Here is a 16,056-nt window from a genome sequence, read left to right on the forward strand (position 1 = left end):
ATAAATAAGCAAAGCGTCTGGTTGTTTTTTATGCAATGAAACGGTGCGGCTTGACGGCGCATGGTGAAGCCATCGCGCTGTGTGACCTGGCATAATTAATGCTTATCTCTTCCCGGGATTACCCCAAAGTGAGTACAACCGGAGGAGACGGCCATGATAAAAATAACGCTTCCTGACGGGCATTATTATGATGAGATGCTTACCGCGCAGGGAGAGCAGCGTCAGCACTATAACGCCTGGTGGCAATGGTTTCGCAGCACCGATCAATTCTCTATCCGGCAGAAAAAAGAGCAGGCGGAACTGCTCTTTCACCGTATCGGCATCACCTTTAACGTCTATGGCGAAGATGAAGGGACCGAGCGCCTGATCCCCTTTGATAGCGTGCCGCGCATTATTCCTGCTGGAGAGTGGCAGCGACTTGATCGCGGCATTCGCCAGCGGGTAAAAGCGCTCAACGCTTTCCTTTACGATATCTACCACGAGCAAAATATCCTCCGCGCGGGGCTGATTCCGGCACAGCAGGTGCTGGCGAACGAACAGTATCAGCCCTGCATGCAGGGGATCAATTTACCCAACAATACCTACGCCCATATCACCGGGGTGGATATGGTGCGTAATAACGACGGCCAGTATTACGTGCTGGAGGACAATCTGCGCACGCCTTCCGGCGTCTCGTATATGCTCGAAAACCGCAAAATGATGATGCGGTTGTATCCCGAAATGTTCGAACAGCACCATATTGCGCCAGTGGAGCGCTATCCCAGTTATTTATTGCAAACGCTGCGCGAAAGCTCGCCGGTGGACGACCCGTGCGTGGTGGTGATGACGCCGGGGCGGTTTAATAGCGCCTATTTTGAGCACAGCTTTCTGGCCCAGCAGATGGGGGTTGAGCTGGTAGAGAGCGCCGATCTGTTTATTAAAACCGGGGCGGTGTATATGCGCACCACCGAGGGGCCGCGACGCGTCGATGTGATTTACCGCCGTATTGATGATGACTATCTTGACCCGCTGGCCTTCCGCGCCGACTCCATGCTAGGCGTACCTGGGCTTCTGTCGGTGTATCGCGCCGGAGGCGTGGTGCTGGCGAATGCTATCGGTACCGGCGTCGCCGACGATAAATCGATCTATCCCTACGTGCCGGAGATGATTCGCTTCTATCTGGGCGAGCAGCCGATCCTGAGCAACATTCCTACCTGGCAATGCCGTAAAGCAGAAGACCTCAGCTACGTGCTGAGCAACCTTGAGCTGATGGTGGTTAAAGAGGTTCACGGCGCAGGCGGCTACGGCATGCTGGTTGGCCCGCGCTCAACCAAAGAGGAGCGCGAGGCGTTTCGCCAGCGCCTGCTGGCGAACCCGGCGAATTATATCGCTCAGGACACTCTGGCGCTGTCGACTTGCCCGACCTTTATCGACGAGGGTCTGGCGCCGCGCCATATCGATTTGCGGCCCTATGTGCTTTCGGGGCAAGAGATCCGCCTGGTGCCCGGCGGGCTCACGCGGGTGGCGCTAACCGAAGGCTCGTTGGTGGTGAACTCGTCCCAGGGCGGCGGCACCAAGGATACCTGGGTGATGGAGGATGATGAATCATGTTAAGTCGCACAGCGAGTGAACTCTTCTGGATGGCGCGCTACCTTGAGCGCGCAGAAAGCTATGCCCGGGTGCTGGATGTCACCTGGAAGCTGTCGATGATCCCGCGCCACAGCCAGCAGTCGCGGGATTTAGCCTTACCGCTAAATTTGTCGCTGACCCATGAGCTGTTTCAGGCGCGCCACGCGCGTTTCACCATGAGCAACCTGCTCAATTTTTTCGCTCTCGATGGCAACAACCCGTACAGCATTTTTAGCTGCGTCGAGATGGCGTGGAACAACGCCCACGCGGTGCGCGGTAGCCTGTCGGCGGAAGTGTGGGAGAGCATCAACGCCACGCGAATCGAGCTGCGCAAACTGCGCCAGCGGGGAATCAGCGAGCTGGGCAACGACGCTTTTTTCGAATGGGTGAAAGAGCGGGTGCATCTGTTTCGCGGCGCGATACTTGGCACGCTGCTGCGCAACGATGCGCTCAGCTTCATAGGCATCGGTACGCTGATCGAGCGGGCGTCCTCCACCGCGCAACTGTTGTTGATTAAGGATCAGCAGTTAACCAACGATCCGGACCCGGTCCGCGAGTATTACCGCCTGGATACGCTGCTCAACGCGGTCAGCGCCCGCGAGGCGTATAACAGCATTTATCGCCAGCCGGTGAGTCGCGAAACGGTGATGGAATTGTTGATTCTACGTAACGATGTACCCCGTTCGCTGCGCGCCAGTATTTCCGATCTGGTCGGGCAACTGGAACAGATCGCCAACGATCGGTCACACCTACCGCTGCGCCTGGCGCATCAGCTCAACGTCGATTTACGCTTTAGTACTCGCGACGATCTGGTTCAGGCGGATTTACAGGTCACTCTCAATGAACTGCTGGCGCGAATTAACGCGCTTTCAGACAGCATCAGACAAACTTATCTGGAGGCGTTATGAAACTGGTTATCGATCACCTGACCCGCTACGGCTACGATGAAGAAGTGAAGTTTTCTACCCAGTACTTACGCCTGACCCCGCGCAGCACCGGGCGGCAGAAAATTGCTTCCTGGACGCTGACTCTGCCGGAGGGGGCGGCGGTCACCACCACCGATGCGTGGGGCAACGTCCTGCACGTCTTGACGCTGGATAATCCGCATAGCGAGATGACTATCCGCGCCAGCGGGGTCGTTGACATCGCTGAAGACGGTGAGGATATCGGCGTCGATGAACAGGAGTTGCTGTCACCGCTGGTCTTTTTACGCAGTACGCCGCTGACCCGCGCCGATGGTCCGATTCGCGAATTTGCTCAGCGCTGGTATCAGGCTGGCGCCCAGGAAGAGAGCCTGAACCGGTTAATGGCGGAACTGCTGATTAGGATGCCATACTCGCCGGGAGCGACGCAGGTGCAGGATTCCGCCGCCGATGCGTTTGCGCGGGCGAAAGGCGTTTGCCAGGATCATACTCACGTGTTCCTCGCCTGCTGCAGGGCGCTGGAGATCCCGGCGCGCTACGTCAGTGGCTATGTTTACAGCGATAACGCCCAGCATGTCGCCATGCACGCGTGGGCTGAAGTATGGCTAAACGGGCGCTGGCTGTCGTTTGATATCACCAATAATACCCGCAGGCTGAACCAGCATCTGCGGCTGGCGACCGGGCTGGACTACCTTGATGCCTGCCCGGTACGCGGCACCCGTCTCGGCGGCGGTGGCGAAATTATGTTAACCAACGCTGAAGTGCGCGAACATTCGCAACAGGCGCAGCAGCAATAACGGCAGGAACGAAAACGATGACCTACTGTGTGGCCATGTGCTTGTCAGATGGACTGGTATTTGCCTCAGACTCCCGCACCAATGCGGGAGTGGACCATATTGCAACCTTTAAAAAACTGCACGTTTTCCATCAGGACGGCGAACGGGTCATGGTGCTGCAATCTGCAGGTAACCTGGCCACAACCCAGAGCGTGATCAGCCTGCTCAGCGGGCGCATTCGCACCCAGCAGGAGCCGAATCTGATGCAGGTGACTTCGCTTTACGATGCAGCGATGTTGATCGGCAAAACCCTGCAGGAGGTGATTCAGCGCGACAGCAGCAATCAACAAAACTGTGGTAACACCAACTTCAACTGCAATCTACTGCTTGGCGGGCAGATTGCCGGGGAAACGCACCGCCTGTTTCACATCTATCCGGAAGGTAACTTTATCGAAGCCACCCGCGATACGCCTTATTTCCAGATTGGCGAGAGTAAATACGGCAAACCGATTATTGATCGAGTGCTGACGGTGGAGACGCCGCTGGAGCAGGCGATGTGTTGTGCGCTGATTTCCATTGATTCAACGCTGCGCAGCAATCTGTCGGTGGGCCTGCCGCTGGATACGCTGCTTTATCGCAGCGGTAGCCTGAGCAGCGCCGGGCAACATCGCATTACCGAAAGCGATCCTTACTTCAACAGCATTCGTAAAGCGTGGTCCGAAGGGTTGCAAAGCACTTTTTTGACGCTGCCGCCGTTCACGCCAGGCGGCCAGGGTCAGGTGGAAAAGTAGCGTCCCGGCGTCATGCCGGTCATGGTGCGAAAAAAGTAGATAAAGGCGCTATCGCTGGCGAAGTCAAGCGCCTGGGCTGTATCGGTAATGCGCTTTCCGGTCGCCAGCATCTCGACGGCTTTCATTAATCGCCATTGTTGACGCCATTGCTGGTAGGTTATGCCGGTATCGCGGCGAAACAGCCGACTAATGGTTTTTTCGCTGGCACCGCAGCGGGCAGCCAAATCCTTAAGCGTTGGCGGTAATGCGATGCCTGAAAGCATCGCCAGCCGTTTATCCTGCGGTAGCGCGAGCATCATCGGTTCCCGGGCTGCCGCGTTAATTTCGGCCTGACACAAGGCGGCAAGATACCGTGCCGGCTCGGCTTCCCAGTCGGTATCCCAGGGGCTGGCGCTGATGCGTTCTAATAGCTCGCGCAGCAGCGGCACAACGTTCAATATCGCCGACTGGGGCGGCAGTGCGGGGTAGCGCTGCGGCTGAAACCAGACAGAACGGTAGTCGACAATGTTTTTCATCTCCGCGCGATGGGGAATCCCCGCCGGGATCCACGCCGCGCGCCCTGGCGGAAGCAGACACAGCAGAGCGCCATCGTTGAGCGTCAATCGCACGCATCCCTGACGGGTAAATAGAATCTGCGCCATTCCATGCTGGTGAGTACCAGAATCGTGATCCCCTAATGCTGATTGCACGCCAATCAGGCTGTTTGTTAATGCATCCGGATTGAATGCCGCCTTCGCGTCAAGCCAGGCCATAATGTCCGATTTCCGATATTTAAAGTCATTATGTTTATAATGTTCGATAAATCGCTTACCTACAATAGCGCCTCTAATTATCAGGAGGTGGATATGTTGGGGCGTTCTGCGATGGTGCTGGTCACCGCACTGCTGATGTTCCCGCAAATTGCGGAAACGATTTATAGCCCGGCGCTGACCGATATCAGCACCTATTTTTCCGTGAGTGCGCCGCAGGCGGCGCAAACGCTTTCCGTCTACTTTATCGGTTTTGCCGCAGGCGTTCTGTTCTGGGGCGGATTTAGCGATCGCTACGGTCGGCGTCCGGCGTTACTGGCCGGATTAGGCGTTTACGCGATGGGGTGTCTGATGGCCCTGTGGGTGGCGGATTTTTCGCTGTTGTTAATGGCGCGGATAGTCACGGCCTTCGGCGCGGCGACTGGTTCAGTGGTGACGCAGACGGTTCTGCGGGACTGTTTTAGCGGGCGACAGCTGGCGGGTATTTTTTCGTTTATCGGCCTGGCGCTGGCGGTGAGCCCGGCTATCGGGGTGTATATCGGCGGCGGGCTCACTGCTATCTGGGGCATGCGCGGCGTGTTTAGCGCTCTGGCGCTTCTGGCTGCAGCGCTTTTGCTGTGTAGCCTGTGGTTGATGCCGGAAACGCGGCCAAAAAATGTCGGGGGAGGGGCGTTTCTTGCCGTGTTGCAGCGGATGGTTGTTGATAAAAAAATTGCGCTGGCGGCAATACTGATCGCGGCATTTAACGTCAGCCTGTTTAGCTATTACAGCCTGGCTCCCTTTATTTTTGCCAGTCTGGGGCTGGATGCTCTGACGTTTGGCTATAGCGGGATGGCGCTGGCTGCCGGTTCGCTGCTCGGCGCGCTGCTTAACCGCCGGCTGCTGCGCCAGAATGTTTCGCTGGGGCGGATACTGACGATTGCGTGCTTTTTTCATCTGGTCGGCGGCATCGCGGTGTACGCGCTGCGGGAATCAATATGGTTTGTTCTGCCGGTATCGTTGGTCACTCTCGCTTATGCGATGGCGATCCCGCTGGTGCTGGGGTCGGCGCTGAGCGCCTACGGCGACTGCCGGGGCACCGCCGGTGCCTTTTTCGGCCTGTTTTATTATGTGCTGATTGGCGCCGGTCTGCTGGCTGCCGGATGGGGGCAATCGCTGGGGGCAGCGTTACTGACTTGTGCCGGACTGAGCGTTATTGCGGGATGGCGATATATTACTCCTCTCCACAAGGAGTAAGGCCGATTTCTGGCAAAGCTAAGTGATTTAAATTCTTTGTTATTTAACGCGTTATCTCACATCTTCGGGAGAGCAAAACGATAACGCGAAAAGGTAGTGGCAGGAATGGCAAAAAACAGGTCGGTCTATTTGCACCCGCAGCAGCGAGAGCGGATTCATTATCTTTCCCGTAGCCGGCTGTGGCGAAGTGAACTGCCGACCTGGCTACTGATTTTTGCGGTTTACGGCGGCTGGTTTTCCTCGCTGATCTGGTGGCGGGCGCTGGGGCTTTTTCCTGCCACGTTGCTGCTTATCTGGTTTACCGCCTGGTACATGTCCTTGCAGCATGAGCTTATCCACGGTCATCCCACCTCGCGTCCGTGGTTTAATCAACTGCTGGGGACGCTGCCGCTGGCGGTCTGGTATCCCTATGGCCTGTATCGCGACTCGCATCTGGCGCATCATCATAACCATCTGCTGACTCAGCCCGTTGATGACCCGGAATCCTACTATTTTACCCCGCAGAGCTGGCAACGTTTTGCCCCCTGGCAGCGCAAGCTTATTCATCTGCGTAATACGTTTATTGGCAGGTTACTGGTGGCGCCGCTGCTGGATATTGCCCAAACCCTCGCGAGTGCGCTCGCGGCGTTTCGTCGCCGACAGCTTAAAACAATGGCGATGTGGCTGGTTCACGGTCTGCTGCTGGTGGCACTGTTTTCGTGGATGGCGCAGCAGGGTTTTTCGCCGCTCTATTTTGTGCTGGCTGTCAGCTATCCGGCGCTGGCGTTGACCAAAGTTCGCTCCTTTCTTGAACATCGTGCTGCGGACGATCCGTTGGCCCGTTCGGTGATTAATGAAGCCGGGCTGGTCTGGCGAGTGCTGTTTTTGAATCTCAATTACCATTCAGTGCATCACGATTTACCGGGCGTGCCGTGGTACGGGCTGCGAAAGATCTATCTGCATCATCAGGTGGATTACCAGCAGCGTAACGGTGGGTTTGTGGTACGTGGATATGGTGAATGGCTGCGGCGTTTTTTGACAAAATCGGTGGAGGTGAATGTCCATCCCGGTTTTAACCAGCAGGGTAAGGTGGATGAACATCATGAGTGAACGGCTGGCGTTTCCGATGTATGCGGTAAATGAGCAGGATACCCTGGCGCTATGGTGGGCGGTCCGGGAACTGCTGGCGGCGCGCGGCGTGGCGGCTGAAGATATGCTGTCATATTCGGTTCCCGAAGATCTGCTGGGACATTGGCGAAACCCGGAGCTGCTGCTGAGTCAGACCTGCGGCTATCCGCTGGTGACGCGGCTAGCGGATGTACAAACGGTGGGCTGTTTTCACTATTCGGCGCCGGGCTGCGAAGGGCGAAATTACCGTAGTCTGCTGGTGGTGCGTGAAGCGCAGAGCCGGCAGACGCTGGCTGATTTTCGCGGGCGTCGGGTGGCGTGTAATTCGCCGGATTCGCAGTCCGGTTATAACGTGCTGTTAAAAATGGTCGCGCCGCTATCGCGCGATGGGCGTTTCTTTTCAACGGTGGTGTTCAGCGGCAGCCACCGGCAATCGCTGCGCGAGCTTCAACAGAGAACGGCGGATATCGCCGCCATTGATTGCGTGACCTGGGCGCTGTTACAGCGTCATCAGCCCGATGCGCTGGCGGGGCTGGCGGTTATTGCGCATAGCCCGTTGGCGCCGGGATTGCCGCTGATTACTTCGGCAAAGACCCCGGCGGCGACGTTGGGTGTGCTCAGAGAGGCGCTGCAGCAGTTGGTTAGCGATGAACACTATCGGTCGCTTTGCGAAGCGCTGTTTATCAGCGGCTATAGCGATATACGGCGTGAGAGCTACCTGCCGCTGCTGGCGTGGCGCGAAGACGTTGCGGCGCGGGGCCTCGCGCGGCTATAAGCGCTTTCCCGGAGGCGGCGCTTGACGCGCCTGTCCGGGCTACCGTCCTGCAGACGGCGCGGAACCCGTAGCCCGGTCAGCGCAGCGCCACCGGGACGAAGCAGCGCATGATGTATCAGGTTTGGCTCATTTCCCGGAGGCGGCGCTTGACGCGCCTAGTCTGGGCTACCGTCTTGCAGAGGGCTGTGAACCCGTAGCTTGGTCAACGCAGCGCTACCGGGAAGAAACCGCACCGAAGTTTCAGACACAGCATATTCCCCGGAGGCGGCGCTTGACACACCTGTCCGGGCTACCGTCCCGCAGAGGTCGGTGAAACCGTAGCCCGGTCAGCGCAGCGCCAGCGGGAAGAAACCGCGCTGAGGTTTCAGACACAGCACATTCCCCGGAGGCGGCGCTTGACGCGCCTGTCCGGGCTACCAGCCCGCAGAGGTCGGGGAACCCGTAGCCCCGGTAAGGCGCTAGCCGCTACCGGGGAATAGCTGCGCTATGACTCCTGCGGTTTGCCATCCCGGCGGGCGAAACTGTTTTCGACGACTGGCAGACCAAGCTTTTCGCGCAGGGTTCCGGACGGGTAGCATTCCCGCATCGCGCCGCTGCGTTGCAGAATAGGCACTACCTGCTCAATAAAGCGGTCAAAATCTCCCGGCAGCAGCGGGAACATCAGGTTGAAACCGTCAGCCGCGCCAGCGCGCCAGGTTTCCGTCAATGCGCTGGCGACCTCCTCGGCGCTGCCGATCAGCAGCCAGCTATCGGAACTTTGTAACAGCTGCTTGCCTAACTCCAGGACTGTCAACTGCGGATCGTAATCGCGAATAAGCTTGAGCGCGGTGCGGATCCCATCAAACGACGCCTCATCCGGTAGCGGCGGCAGCGGTTGGTCAACGGGATAAGCGGATAAATCCATGCGCAGATAGGAAGAGAGCAGGTCGATGGCCATCTGGTCGCTCATCAACTGCTCGTTAAGCCGCTGGCGCTCCTCTTTTTCCGCATTTGAAATGACCACCACCGGTAAAACCCCGGCGATGATTTTGAAATGCGCCGGATCGCGCCCGTGGCTGCGCAACCGCTGGTTCATCTCTTCGCGGTAGGCCAACCCCTCTTCAATAGATTTGATAAACACAAAATGCATATCGGACCAGGCGGCAGCGAGGTTTTTACCCGCTTCTGATGACCCGGCCTGTACCAGCACCGGATGCCCCTGCGGCGGACGCGGCACGTTTAGCGGCCCACGAACGCGGAAGAACTCGCCCTTAAAGTCGAGATGATGCACCTTGCGCGAATCGGCAAACAGCCCACTGGCTTTGTCGTAGAGCACCGCGCCGTCCTCCCACGAATCCCATAATCGCGTGACAACATCAATAAATTCCCCCGCGCGCTGGTAGCGATTGCCGTGTTGCGGGAGCTGGTCAAGACCGAAATTGGCCGCTTCCTCCTCCAGCCACGAGGTGACAATATTCCAGCTGGCTCGTCCGTTGCTGAGAAAGTCGAGAGAGGCAAAATAGCGAGCGAGATTATAGGGCTCGTTATAAGAGGTGGAGGCCGTTGCCATCAAACCAATATGTTCCGTCACCGCCGCGAGGGCGGAAAGCAGAGTAATAGGTTCGAGCCGGGCGTTGGCGTAGTGGGTTAAACCGCTGGGCACGGTATCCCAGATGGAGATATGGTCGGCGACAAAAATAGCATCGAGGGTGGCGGCCTCGGCTTTGCGGGCTAGGCCGGCATAGTACTTGAGGCTGAAGATTTCTTTCTCCGGCGCCAGCGGGTGACGCCAGGAAAAGCGGTAGTCACCCTGCGGATTGAAGAAGAAAAGGTTCAGGATCATATGATTATTTGGCATTTTCTCGGCTCAGTTGGAGGTAATGCCTTCCCTGGCTCGGCGGCAATCAGTTGCCATTGAGGTTCGTTTTGACCCACTGTTCGGCTACCGCCGCCGGGTCTTTATGCTGTAAATCGACCTGCTGGTTAAGCTCGATCAGCGCGGCGTTGTTGAGCTTGTCGGAGACCTTGTTAAGCACTTCGCTGATTTTGGGCGTCAGGCTGGCTTTGCGTACCAGCGGCACCACGTTCTGGCTCGGCTGTTCATGTTTATCATCCTCCAGCACCACCCAATCTTCTTTGGCGAGGTTACCCTGGGTTGAAACTACCGTGGCGACGTCGATTTTGCCGGAGTTCAGCGCCAGACGGGTCAGCGGACCGCCCATATCCAGAGATTTCACTGCTTTAAACTCAAGCCCATAGACGCGCTTCAGGCCCGGCAGGCCAAGGGCGCGCACCGGGAATTCCGGTGGTCCGCCGATGACCAGTTGCGGCGCGATAGGCTGAAGGTCGGAAAGCTTGCTGAGATGATATTTTTTCGCCGTTTCTGCCCGCACGGCCCAGGCGGTAATGGACGACGCCGGAGAGGGATCCAGTAGCGTAAAATCAGCAGGCAGCGCTTTGGCTAACTCCGCGCTAACGTCGCTCTGGCTGGTGGCCAGCGTTTTGCCGTCGTAATAGTTCAGCAGGGCGCCGAGATATTCCGGAACGATATCAATTTCGCCGCTCTGCAAAGCCGGAATAATAATCTCGCGATTGCCAAGGTTAAGACGGGTTTTTACTTCAATATCATTTTTCTTTAGGGCGCTGGCGTAAATATTGGCGAGAATTGAACTTTCGGTAAAATTCGCGCCGCCAATTGTGATGCTCTGAGCCAGAGAGCTAAAACTTAAACTTAATAATCCTGCGGCGAAAACCGAAAGACGGAAGTGACGACGTGCGGGAATGCCAAATAGCTGCTTCATAATGCCTCTTTACCTGCAGGTGGTTTATTGTTGTGGGGAAAAGAATTAATTTATTTGCGCGATTGGGGCGTGGGTGACGCGCCGGGTAATTAATGAAAAAAGCATTTCGCAGCCGATAGCCAGCAGCGATACCACCAGAGATCCGGCAATGACCTGGGGAATGTCGCGCTGTCCGAGCCCGTCAATCAGAAAGCGTCCGAGGCCTCCAAGTCCTGCGTAGGCGGCGACGACGGCGGTGGCGATCAGTTGCACCAGCGCGGTCCGCATTCCGGCGAGTATCAGCGGCGCGGCGAGCGGTATTCGCAGCTGCCACAGGCTTTGAAACGGCGTCATGCCCAGCGCTTTTGCCGCATCGCACAGCTGGCGGTCGGCATGATAAATTCCCACCCAGGCGTTAGTCAGGATCGGTGGAATCGACATCGCCACCAGAGCGGCAAAGACCGGAATATCATTAAAGCCAAAGATAATAATGCATAAGAGAATTAAGCCTAAAGATGGAATGGCGCGGCCAATGTTAAACAGGTTGATAATTAAAAATGCGCCTTTGCGCCAGTATCCAAGAATAATGCCTAACGGTAACGCAATGGCTGAAGAAATAATCATGCTGATCAGCACATAATAAAGATGCTCGCGCAGGCGGAGTAATATTCCTGCATCGCCGGTCCAGTGCTGCGGTTGTAAAAACCAGTGCAAGGTTGCCAGTATAATATCCATTAACGAGTCCAGGGAGTAAGCCAATAGCCGACGTGGGCAATAAGCGAATCAAACAGCAGGGATAGCATAAGGCTGAGTGCCAGGCTGACCACAATCGGAGTCACATAATCCTGGTTAAACCCGGCGAGCAGGAGCTGCCCGAGGCCGCCCTGACCAATTAAAGCGGTAACCGTCACCAGCCCGACCAGCGTCACCGATGCGATGCGTAACCCGGCGAATAGCGATGGCACCAACAGATGCAACTCAACATCCACAAACCGAAACCAGCGGGTATAACCCAGCGCGCGCGCCGACTCCAGCACGGCTGCGGGGAGTTTCTCAATTCCGGCGATGACGTTACGCAGCAGGATGAGCAGCGAGTAGAGCGTCAGCCCGATGATAGACGTCGTCAGCGACAGCCCGGTAAACGGCAGCAATAAAATAAACAATGCCAGCGATGGGATGGTAAACAGTATTCCGCAAAGGTAGATCAGCGGTTGGGCGACCAGGGGCCAGCGCAGCGTCAGGCTAATCAATACGCCAGTCAATACGGTACCGAAAAACAGCGAAATGGCGACCAGCTGCACGTGCTGCCACAGCAGCTCGGCAATCATGTTTTTATTGTCGAAGACCCACGACCAATCAATCATAGCGGTGAAGATCCACGTGGCCTTCCAGCACATTCTGCAACAGGGCGTGGGAGATACTGCCCTGATACGCCCCGTCGGCATCAACATGAACCACGACGCCGCCGGGCGCATCCAGCAGCGCGCTGTAGGCAAAGCGTAGCGTGTTGATTGCCGCCAGCGGCGCATCGAGCGGTAGCGTGCGGTGTTTAATGGGATCGAACCAGTTCAGCGGCCGCCGTTTTCTATCCAGCATCAGGCGCAGCGGGCTGGCGACCGGCGGATGCTGACTGGCGATGGGGGAAAGATTTTCATCAATGAGCGGTACGTCATGGCGCGGGAGCTGTCTGACCTGAATCCTCCCCAGCCGTTGCAGATTAGGCTCTGGGCCGATAAAACGGCGCACAAAGTCGCTGGCAGGATGCGACAAAATATGGTCCGGCGTATCGAACTGCGCCAGCACGCCGCCCTCCTGGAAGATGGCGATTCTATCGCCGAGGCGGATGGCCTCATTAATGTCGTGGGTCACCAGGACAATGGTTTTATGCAAGCGCTGTTGCAGCAGCAGTAGCTCATCCTGAAGACGCTCGCGCACTACCGGGTCGATGGCGGCAAAAGGTTCGTCCATCAGCAAAATTGGCGGGTCAGCGGCCAGCGCTCTGGCTATCGCTACACGACCCTGCTGGCCGCCGGAGAGCTGATGCGGGTAGCGGGACAGCACGTTGCGGTCGAGTGACATTAAATCGACTAATTCGTCGATTCGCGTCTGAATGTGCTTTTTGCTCCAGCCGAGAAGGCGCGGAACCGTGGCGATATTTTGCGCCACCGTACGATGCGGGAATAGCGCGGCGCTTTGCATCACAAAGCCAATTTTGCGCCGTACCTGAATAATATCGGCGGCGGCAATTTTAACTCCCTGAACATAGACATCGCCGGAGTCCGGAATATCCAGCTGATTAATCATCCGTAGGATAGTTGTTTTTCCGCAGCCGCTGGGGCCAACGAAAGTGCACAGTTCGCCATTATTAATCACCAGATTAAGGCCGCGAATGGCCGCATGCGCGCTTCCGGGGTAGGTCTTGTGAATATTGTCGAGTTTAATCATATCGCCGTCGCGCCCTGAATGTTCTTTTCATGGAAAACATGAATAGAGCACAAGCTACAGAGGCGGTGATTAACGAGCAAATATGATATTTGCATTTGCAATGCCGTGATTTGAATTAAAGGCCGCACTCGTGTACGGCCTTTATCGTAAGAGTTATATCAGGAAATAGTTAAGGGCGGAAAATGCGATCATGCCGACAATCACCGTGGCGAACAGACTGCGCGTCACAACGCCGGCAATGGTGGCGGCAAGAGCGGCCAGTAGAGAAATACTGATACCCGAGCTGGTCAATGCCGGTTTACCCAACAGCTCCGCGGCAATAATGGCCGCCATAATGGCGGAAGGAATAAAACTGAGCCATTGCTGCAGGGCCGGAGCCAGGCGAAATCGCGAAAGCAGTAAAATCGGTACCGTGCGCATCAGTGCGGTGACCAGCGCTGAGGCAAGAATGGCCAGAATGATATTGCGTTCCATCTTATTTAGCCTCCTTGCAGAACAGACGTAATCCTGTTGTTGCCAGCGTCGCCGCAACTGAGGCCGCGACGATGACCACGATGCTCATATCAGTGTGCCCGGCGGTGAACAGCGTAATCAGCACCGCCACGGCAATGCTGAAGGTTTCCAGCATCTTACGCTGGCTGGCAAACCACAGCGCCAGAACCAGCCCGATAAACATCGATACCAGGCTAAAACTTAACCCCTCCATCAGCGATGGCGGAAGCGCGGAGGCCAGCCCTGCGCCCACGATACAGGCGAGGATCCAGTTCAGCCAGGCGGCAAGGTTTAGCCCGAGCATCCACGAGTAAGGAACACCGTTGTGCACGCTGCCGCGCTGTACCGCCACGCCAAAGGTTTCGTCCGTCAGCAGCAGCCCGCTAACAATCTTTTGCAATAGACTATATTGGCGAAAGAACACGCTCATGGCCGAACTCATCAACAGATAGCGCAGGTTAACCAACAGCACGCTGAGCACCACCGAGGCCATTTCCGCGCCGGTTGCCCACAGAGAATAAAACAAAAACTGCGCCGAGCCTGCGTACAGCGCGCCTGCCAGTAGCGCCGTTTGCAGCGTGGTAAACCCGGATAAGGTTCCGATAGCACCGGCGGCGAAACCAATGCTCCAGTAGCCGGGAATAGTGGGCAAACAGGCGATGACCCCGGCGCGAAATTCCGCCATAGCCTCATCTCTTGATGAGGTCTTGTTATTTATCAACATCAAATAGTCCCATAGAGTGCGTTGCTGAATGGTAATCTTAAAAAATTGCTGGAAACGTTATAGTAAAATCCTGCGCATTTACGCAAACATCCCGCTTCGGGGATTAAAGGGCATCAAAGTGGGAAAAGAGGTTCGCGACGACATCAAGCTCTGGCGGGATAGTGAATTACACGGTGGAATGGAGATCCTGCGTGCATCCTGCTATGAGCATAGCTATCCGCCGCATTTTCATGACGAATATGTGATAGCCGCTTTTGCCCGTGGTGCCCAGCGCACGCGTATTTGCCGCGAGCGGGGCGTGGCAGCGGCAGGCACGGTGATGGTGATCATGCCCGGTGAGGTGCATACCGGCGAAGCGGTGCAACGTGATGAAGGCTGGGATTACTGTGCTTTTTATCCTTCTGCTGGCCTGATTAACGAAGTGGCGGAAACGCTGCTCGGCGGCAAAGGTGAGGTGAATTTCGGTGGAGAGGGGATGCGCCATGACCCGATGATAGCGCGAAGCATGCTCCAGGCTTCCGCCGTGCTGGGCGCCAGTCACGATCCGCTGGAAAAAGAGTGTCTGATGTATCAGGTGCTTAATCTGCTGGTGGGGCGTTATGCCGAGCGCAGCGTTCGCGGAGGTCGACGGCCAGTCATCAGGGCCGATATTCGCCGGGCAATAGAGTTTCTGCACTGCGCCTATCAGCAGCCGCTGTCGGTTAAGGATATTGCGGCGGTAGCCGGGCTGAGCGAGTTCTATTTTATGCGTACTTTTCAGGCGCAGACCGGTTTATCTGTTCACCAGTATCTCACCCAGCTAAGGCTTGTCAGGGCAAAAGGACTCCTGGCTAAAGGCGCTGAGGCGGCGCAGGTGGCGACAGAGGTCGGGTTCTACGATCAAAGCCATCTGATTAAATCTTTCCGCATGCACTTTGGCACCACGCCGGGTCTCTTCGCGGCGGCCTCACTTTAAAAAGGGCTGGGATGACGTGCGTCGATCCTCTCACCGCTGATGGGATGCGCAAAATGCAGTTCGCTGGCGTGCAGCATCAGGCGCGTTGCCCCTTCGCTGCCCAGACCGCCGTAGAGATCGCAGCCTAAAATGGGGTGACCCAACTGCTGGCAGTGGATGCGCAGTTGATGGGTGCGCCCGGTTTCCGGAGTCAGCTGTACCCGGGTCAGCGGTAATTCACTTTCAGAGTAGAAGCGCTCAATAACCCGATAGCGTGAGCGGGCAGGTTTACCACTGAGCGCGCAAATCGTCATCAGGGGAAACAGCGCCGGATCTTTGGCAATGGGCGCGTCAATTATCCCATCGTCATTGGCCAGATGACCGCACAGCAGCGCGCTGTACACCTTGGTTACCGCGCGCTGGCTAAACTGCTGGCAAAGGGCCGCATTGATAGCCTTATTGAGGGCAATCACCATCAGACCCGATGTACCGAAATCAAGGCGATGGACCAGCGTGCAGCCGGGAAATTGTTGCACCAGGCGATGATGCACCGAGTCGAGATTAAGCGGGTTTTTCCCGGACAGGCTGAGCAGCCCCGAGGGTTTATCGATCAGCAGCAGATGCTCATCCTGATAGAGGATGTCGATTTCGGCGTGGCACGGCGGAGCGACAAAGGTATCGATAATCGTAGACATCAGGCTGCACGGGTAGAGGGTGGATGCGGATAATAGCGAATT

General features: G+C 56.6%; 17 protein-coding genes. 8 read left to right on the forward strand and 9 right to left on the reverse strand.

Annotated features, from left to right (window positions below; genetic code table 11):
• Positions 1 to 153: 153 nt before the first annotated feature.
• Genes ACMYSL_RS11580 through ACMYSL_RS11595 form a run of 4 tightly spaced genes read left to right on the forward strand, consistent with a single transcriptional unit; the run spans position 154 to position 4,098 of the window.
• Entirely contained in the window at positions 154 to 1,593 is a 1,440-nt protein-coding gene (locus ACMYSL_RS11580) for a circularly permuted type 2 ATP-grasp protein (protein ID WP_181485837.1), read from the forward strand.
• Positions 1,587 to 2,516: an alpha-E domain-containing protein gene (locus ACMYSL_RS11585; protein ID WP_182239514.1), complete on the forward strand. Its 930-nt coding sequence runs from the start codon at positions 1,587 to 1,589 to the stop codon at positions 2,514 to 2,516. Before ACMYSL_RS11580 ends, ACMYSL_RS11585 begins: the two co-directional genes overlap by 7 nt.
• Positions 2,513 to 3,328 (forward strand): transglutaminase family protein, encoded by an 816-nt coding sequence (locus ACMYSL_RS11590; RefSeq protein ID WP_181485839.1) that lies wholly within the window; start codon positions 2,513 to 2,515, stop codon positions 3,326 to 3,328. Before ACMYSL_RS11585 ends, ACMYSL_RS11590 begins: the two co-directional genes overlap by 4 nt.
• Before the next feature lie 17 nt (positions 3,329 to 3,345).
• Positions 3,346 to 4,098 carry a proteasome-type protease gene (locus ACMYSL_RS11595; RefSeq protein WP_182239510.1) on the forward strand — a complete coding sequence of 251 codons (753 nt, stop codon included), beginning with the start codon at positions 3,346 to 3,348 and terminating at the stop codon, positions 4,096 to 4,098.
• On the opposite strand, the gene ACMYSL_RS11600 is transcribed toward ACMYSL_RS11595, so the two are convergent.
• Complete coding sequence (locus tag ACMYSL_RS11600; protein ID WP_434662932.1) at positions 4,083 to 4,850, reverse strand: AraC family transcriptional regulator; 768 nt, start codon at positions 4,848 to 4,850, stop codon at positions 4,083 to 4,085. The genes ACMYSL_RS11595 and ACMYSL_RS11600 overlap by 16 nt on opposite strands.
• 93 nt (positions 4,851 to 4,943) lie before the next feature.
• Here ACMYSL_RS11600 and ACMYSL_RS11605 point away from each other — a divergent pair, with 93 nt between their 5' ends.
• The 3 genes from ACMYSL_RS11605 to ACMYSL_RS11615 all read left to right on the forward strand — a co-directional run bounded on the left by ACMYSL_RS11605 (position 4,944) and on the right by ACMYSL_RS11615 (position 7,965).
• Positions 4,944 to 6,083: an MFS transporter gene (locus tag ACMYSL_RS11605; protein WP_434662935.1), complete on the forward strand. Its 1,140-nt coding sequence runs from the start codon at positions 4,944 to 4,946 to the stop codon at positions 6,081 to 6,083.
• A 105-nt stretch (positions 6,084 to 6,188) separates the two neighbouring features.
• Complete coding sequence (locus ACMYSL_RS11610; RefSeq protein ID WP_434662937.1) at positions 6,189 to 7,172, forward strand: fatty acid desaturase; 984 nt, start codon at positions 6,189 to 6,191, stop codon at positions 7,170 to 7,172.
• Positions 7,165 to 7,965: a phosphate/phosphite/phosphonate ABC transporter substrate-binding protein gene (locus ACMYSL_RS11615; protein WP_434662939.1), complete on the forward strand. Its 801-nt coding sequence runs from the start codon at positions 7,165 to 7,167 to the stop codon at positions 7,963 to 7,965. The genes ACMYSL_RS11610 and ACMYSL_RS11615 overlap by 8 nt, the downstream gene beginning before the upstream one ends.
• 484 nt (positions 7,966 to 8,449) lie before the next feature.
• On the opposite strand, the gene ACMYSL_RS11620 is transcribed toward ACMYSL_RS11615, so the two are convergent.
• From ACMYSL_RS11620 to ACMYSL_RS11650, 7 genes are all read right to left on the reverse strand, one after another.
• On the reverse strand, positions 8,450 to 9,802 hold the full coding sequence (locus ACMYSL_RS11620) for an LLM class flavin-dependent oxidoreductase (protein WP_434662943.1): 1,353 nt from the start codon (positions 9,800 to 9,802) through the stop codon (positions 8,450 to 8,452).
• Positions 9,803 to 9,848: 46 nt separating this feature from the next.
• Positions 9,849 to 10,745, reverse strand: a complete 897-nt coding sequence (locus ACMYSL_RS11625; protein WP_434662945.1) for an ABC transporter substrate-binding protein — start codon at positions 10,743 to 10,745, stop codon at positions 9,849 to 9,851.
• Positions 10,746 to 10,790: 45 nt separating this feature from the next.
• A complete protein-coding gene (locus ACMYSL_RS11630) occupies positions 10,791 to 11,459 on the reverse strand; it encodes an ABC transporter permease (RefSeq protein ID WP_434662948.1) in 669 nt (222 codons plus the stop codon).
• Positions 11,459 to 12,088, reverse strand: a complete 630-nt coding sequence (locus ACMYSL_RS11635; protein WP_434662951.1) for an ABC transporter permease — start codon at positions 12,086 to 12,088, stop codon at positions 11,459 to 11,461. Before ACMYSL_RS11635 ends, ACMYSL_RS11630 begins: the two co-directional genes overlap by 1 nt.
• Positions 12,081 to 13,169, reverse strand: a complete 1,089-nt coding sequence (locus tag ACMYSL_RS11640; RefSeq protein ID WP_434662952.1) for an ABC transporter ATP-binding protein — start codon at positions 13,167 to 13,169, stop codon at positions 12,081 to 12,083. The genes ACMYSL_RS11635 and ACMYSL_RS11640 overlap by 8 nt, the downstream gene beginning before the upstream one ends.
• A 153-nt stretch (positions 13,170 to 13,322) precedes the next feature.
• Entirely contained in the window at positions 13,323 to 13,643 is a 321-nt protein-coding gene (locus tag ACMYSL_RS11645) for an AzlD domain-containing protein (protein WP_181485848.1), read from the reverse strand.
• Position 13,644: 1 nt separating this feature from the next.
• Entirely contained in the window at positions 13,645 to 14,385 is a 741-nt protein-coding gene (locus ACMYSL_RS11650) for an AzlC family ABC transporter permease (RefSeq protein ID WP_434662954.1), read from the reverse strand.
• Between the two features lie 178 nt (positions 14,386 to 14,563).
• Between ACMYSL_RS11650 and ACMYSL_RS11655 the strand changes: the two genes are divergently transcribed.
• Positions 14,564 to 15,340 (forward strand): AraC family ligand binding domain-containing protein, encoded by a 777-nt coding sequence (locus ACMYSL_RS11655; protein WP_182240816.1) that lies wholly within the window; start codon positions 14,564 to 14,566, stop codon positions 15,338 to 15,340.
• Here the strand turns inward: ACMYSL_RS11655 and ACMYSL_RS11660 are convergent.
• Positions 15,337 to 16,014 carry an RluA family pseudouridine synthase gene (locus ACMYSL_RS11660; protein ID WP_434662957.1) on the reverse strand — a complete coding sequence of 226 codons (678 nt, stop codon included), beginning with the start codon at positions 16,012 to 16,014 and terminating at the stop codon, positions 15,337 to 15,339. The two genes, ACMYSL_RS11655 and ACMYSL_RS11660, sit on opposite strands and share 4 nt — an antisense overlap.
• Positions 16,015 to 16,056: the final 42 nt, after the last annotated feature.

Origin of the sequence: Klebsiella sp. MISC125 (assembly GCF_051131775.1) — a bacterium.
Taxonomy (GTDB): domain Bacteria; phylum Pseudomonadota; class Gammaproteobacteria; order Enterobacterales; family Enterobacteriaceae; genus Klebsiella.

Excerpts from the sequence above, each read along its gene's own strand:
- ACMYSL_RS11580 (WP_181485837.1), top strand. The coding sequence starts at position 154 with ATGATAAAAATAACGCTTCCTGACGGGCATTATTATGATGAGATGCTT.
- ACMYSL_RS11585 (WP_182239514.1), top strand. The coding sequence starts at position 1,587 with ATGTTAAGTCGCACAGCGAGTGAACTCTTCTGGATGGCGCGCTACCTT.
- ACMYSL_RS11590 (WP_181485839.1), top strand. The coding sequence starts at position 2,513 with ATGAAACTGGTTATCGATCACCTGACCCGCTACGGCTACGATGAAGAA.
- ACMYSL_RS11595 (WP_182239510.1), top strand. The coding sequence starts at position 3,346 with ATGACCTACTGTGTGGCCATGTGCTTGTCAGATGGACTGGTATTTGCC.
- ACMYSL_RS11600 (WP_434662932.1), bottom strand. The coding sequence starts at position 4,850 with ATGGCCTGGCTTGACGCGAAGGCGGCATTCAATCCGGATGCATTAACA.
- ACMYSL_RS11605 (WP_434662935.1), top strand. The coding sequence starts at position 4,944 with ATGTTGGGGCGTTCTGCGATGGTGCTGGTCACCGCACTGCTGATGTTC.
- ACMYSL_RS11610 (WP_434662937.1), top strand. The coding sequence starts at position 6,189 with ATGGCAAAAAACAGGTCGGTCTATTTGCACCCGCAGCAGCGAGAGCGG.
- ACMYSL_RS11615 (WP_434662939.1), top strand. The coding sequence starts at position 7,165 with ATGAGTGAACGGCTGGCGTTTCCGATGTATGCGGTAAATGAGCAGGAT.
- ACMYSL_RS11620 (WP_434662943.1), bottom strand. The coding sequence starts at position 9,802 with ATGCCAAATAATCATATGATCCTGAACCTTTTCTTCTTCAATCCGCAG.
- ACMYSL_RS11625 (WP_434662945.1), bottom strand. The coding sequence starts at position 10,745 with ATGAAGCAGCTATTTGGCATTCCCGCACGTCGTCACTTCCGTCTTTCG.
- ACMYSL_RS11630 (WP_434662948.1), bottom strand. The coding sequence starts at position 11,459 with ATGGATATTATACTGGCAACCTTGCACTGGTTTTTACAACCGCAGCAC.
- ACMYSL_RS11635 (WP_434662951.1), bottom strand. The coding sequence starts at position 12,088 with ATGATTGATTGGTCGTGGGTCTTCGACAATAAAAACATGATTGCCGAG.
- ACMYSL_RS11640 (WP_434662952.1), bottom strand. The coding sequence starts at position 13,169 with ATGATTAAACTCGACAATATTCACAAGACCTACCCCGGAAGCGCGCAT.
- ACMYSL_RS11645 (WP_181485848.1), bottom strand. The coding sequence starts at position 13,643 with ATGGAACGCAATATCATTCTGGCCATTCTTGCCTCAGCGCTGGTCACC.
- ACMYSL_RS11650 (WP_434662954.1), bottom strand. The coding sequence starts at position 14,385 with ATGTTGATAAATAACAAGACCTCATCAAGAGATGAGGCTATGGCGGAA.
- ACMYSL_RS11655 (WP_182240816.1), top strand. The coding sequence starts at position 14,564 with ATGGAGATCCTGCGTGCATCCTGCTATGAGCATAGCTATCCGCCGCAT.
- ACMYSL_RS11660 (WP_434662957.1), bottom strand. The coding sequence starts at position 16,014 with ATGTCTACGATTATCGATACCTTTGTCGCTCCGCCGTGCCACGCCGAA.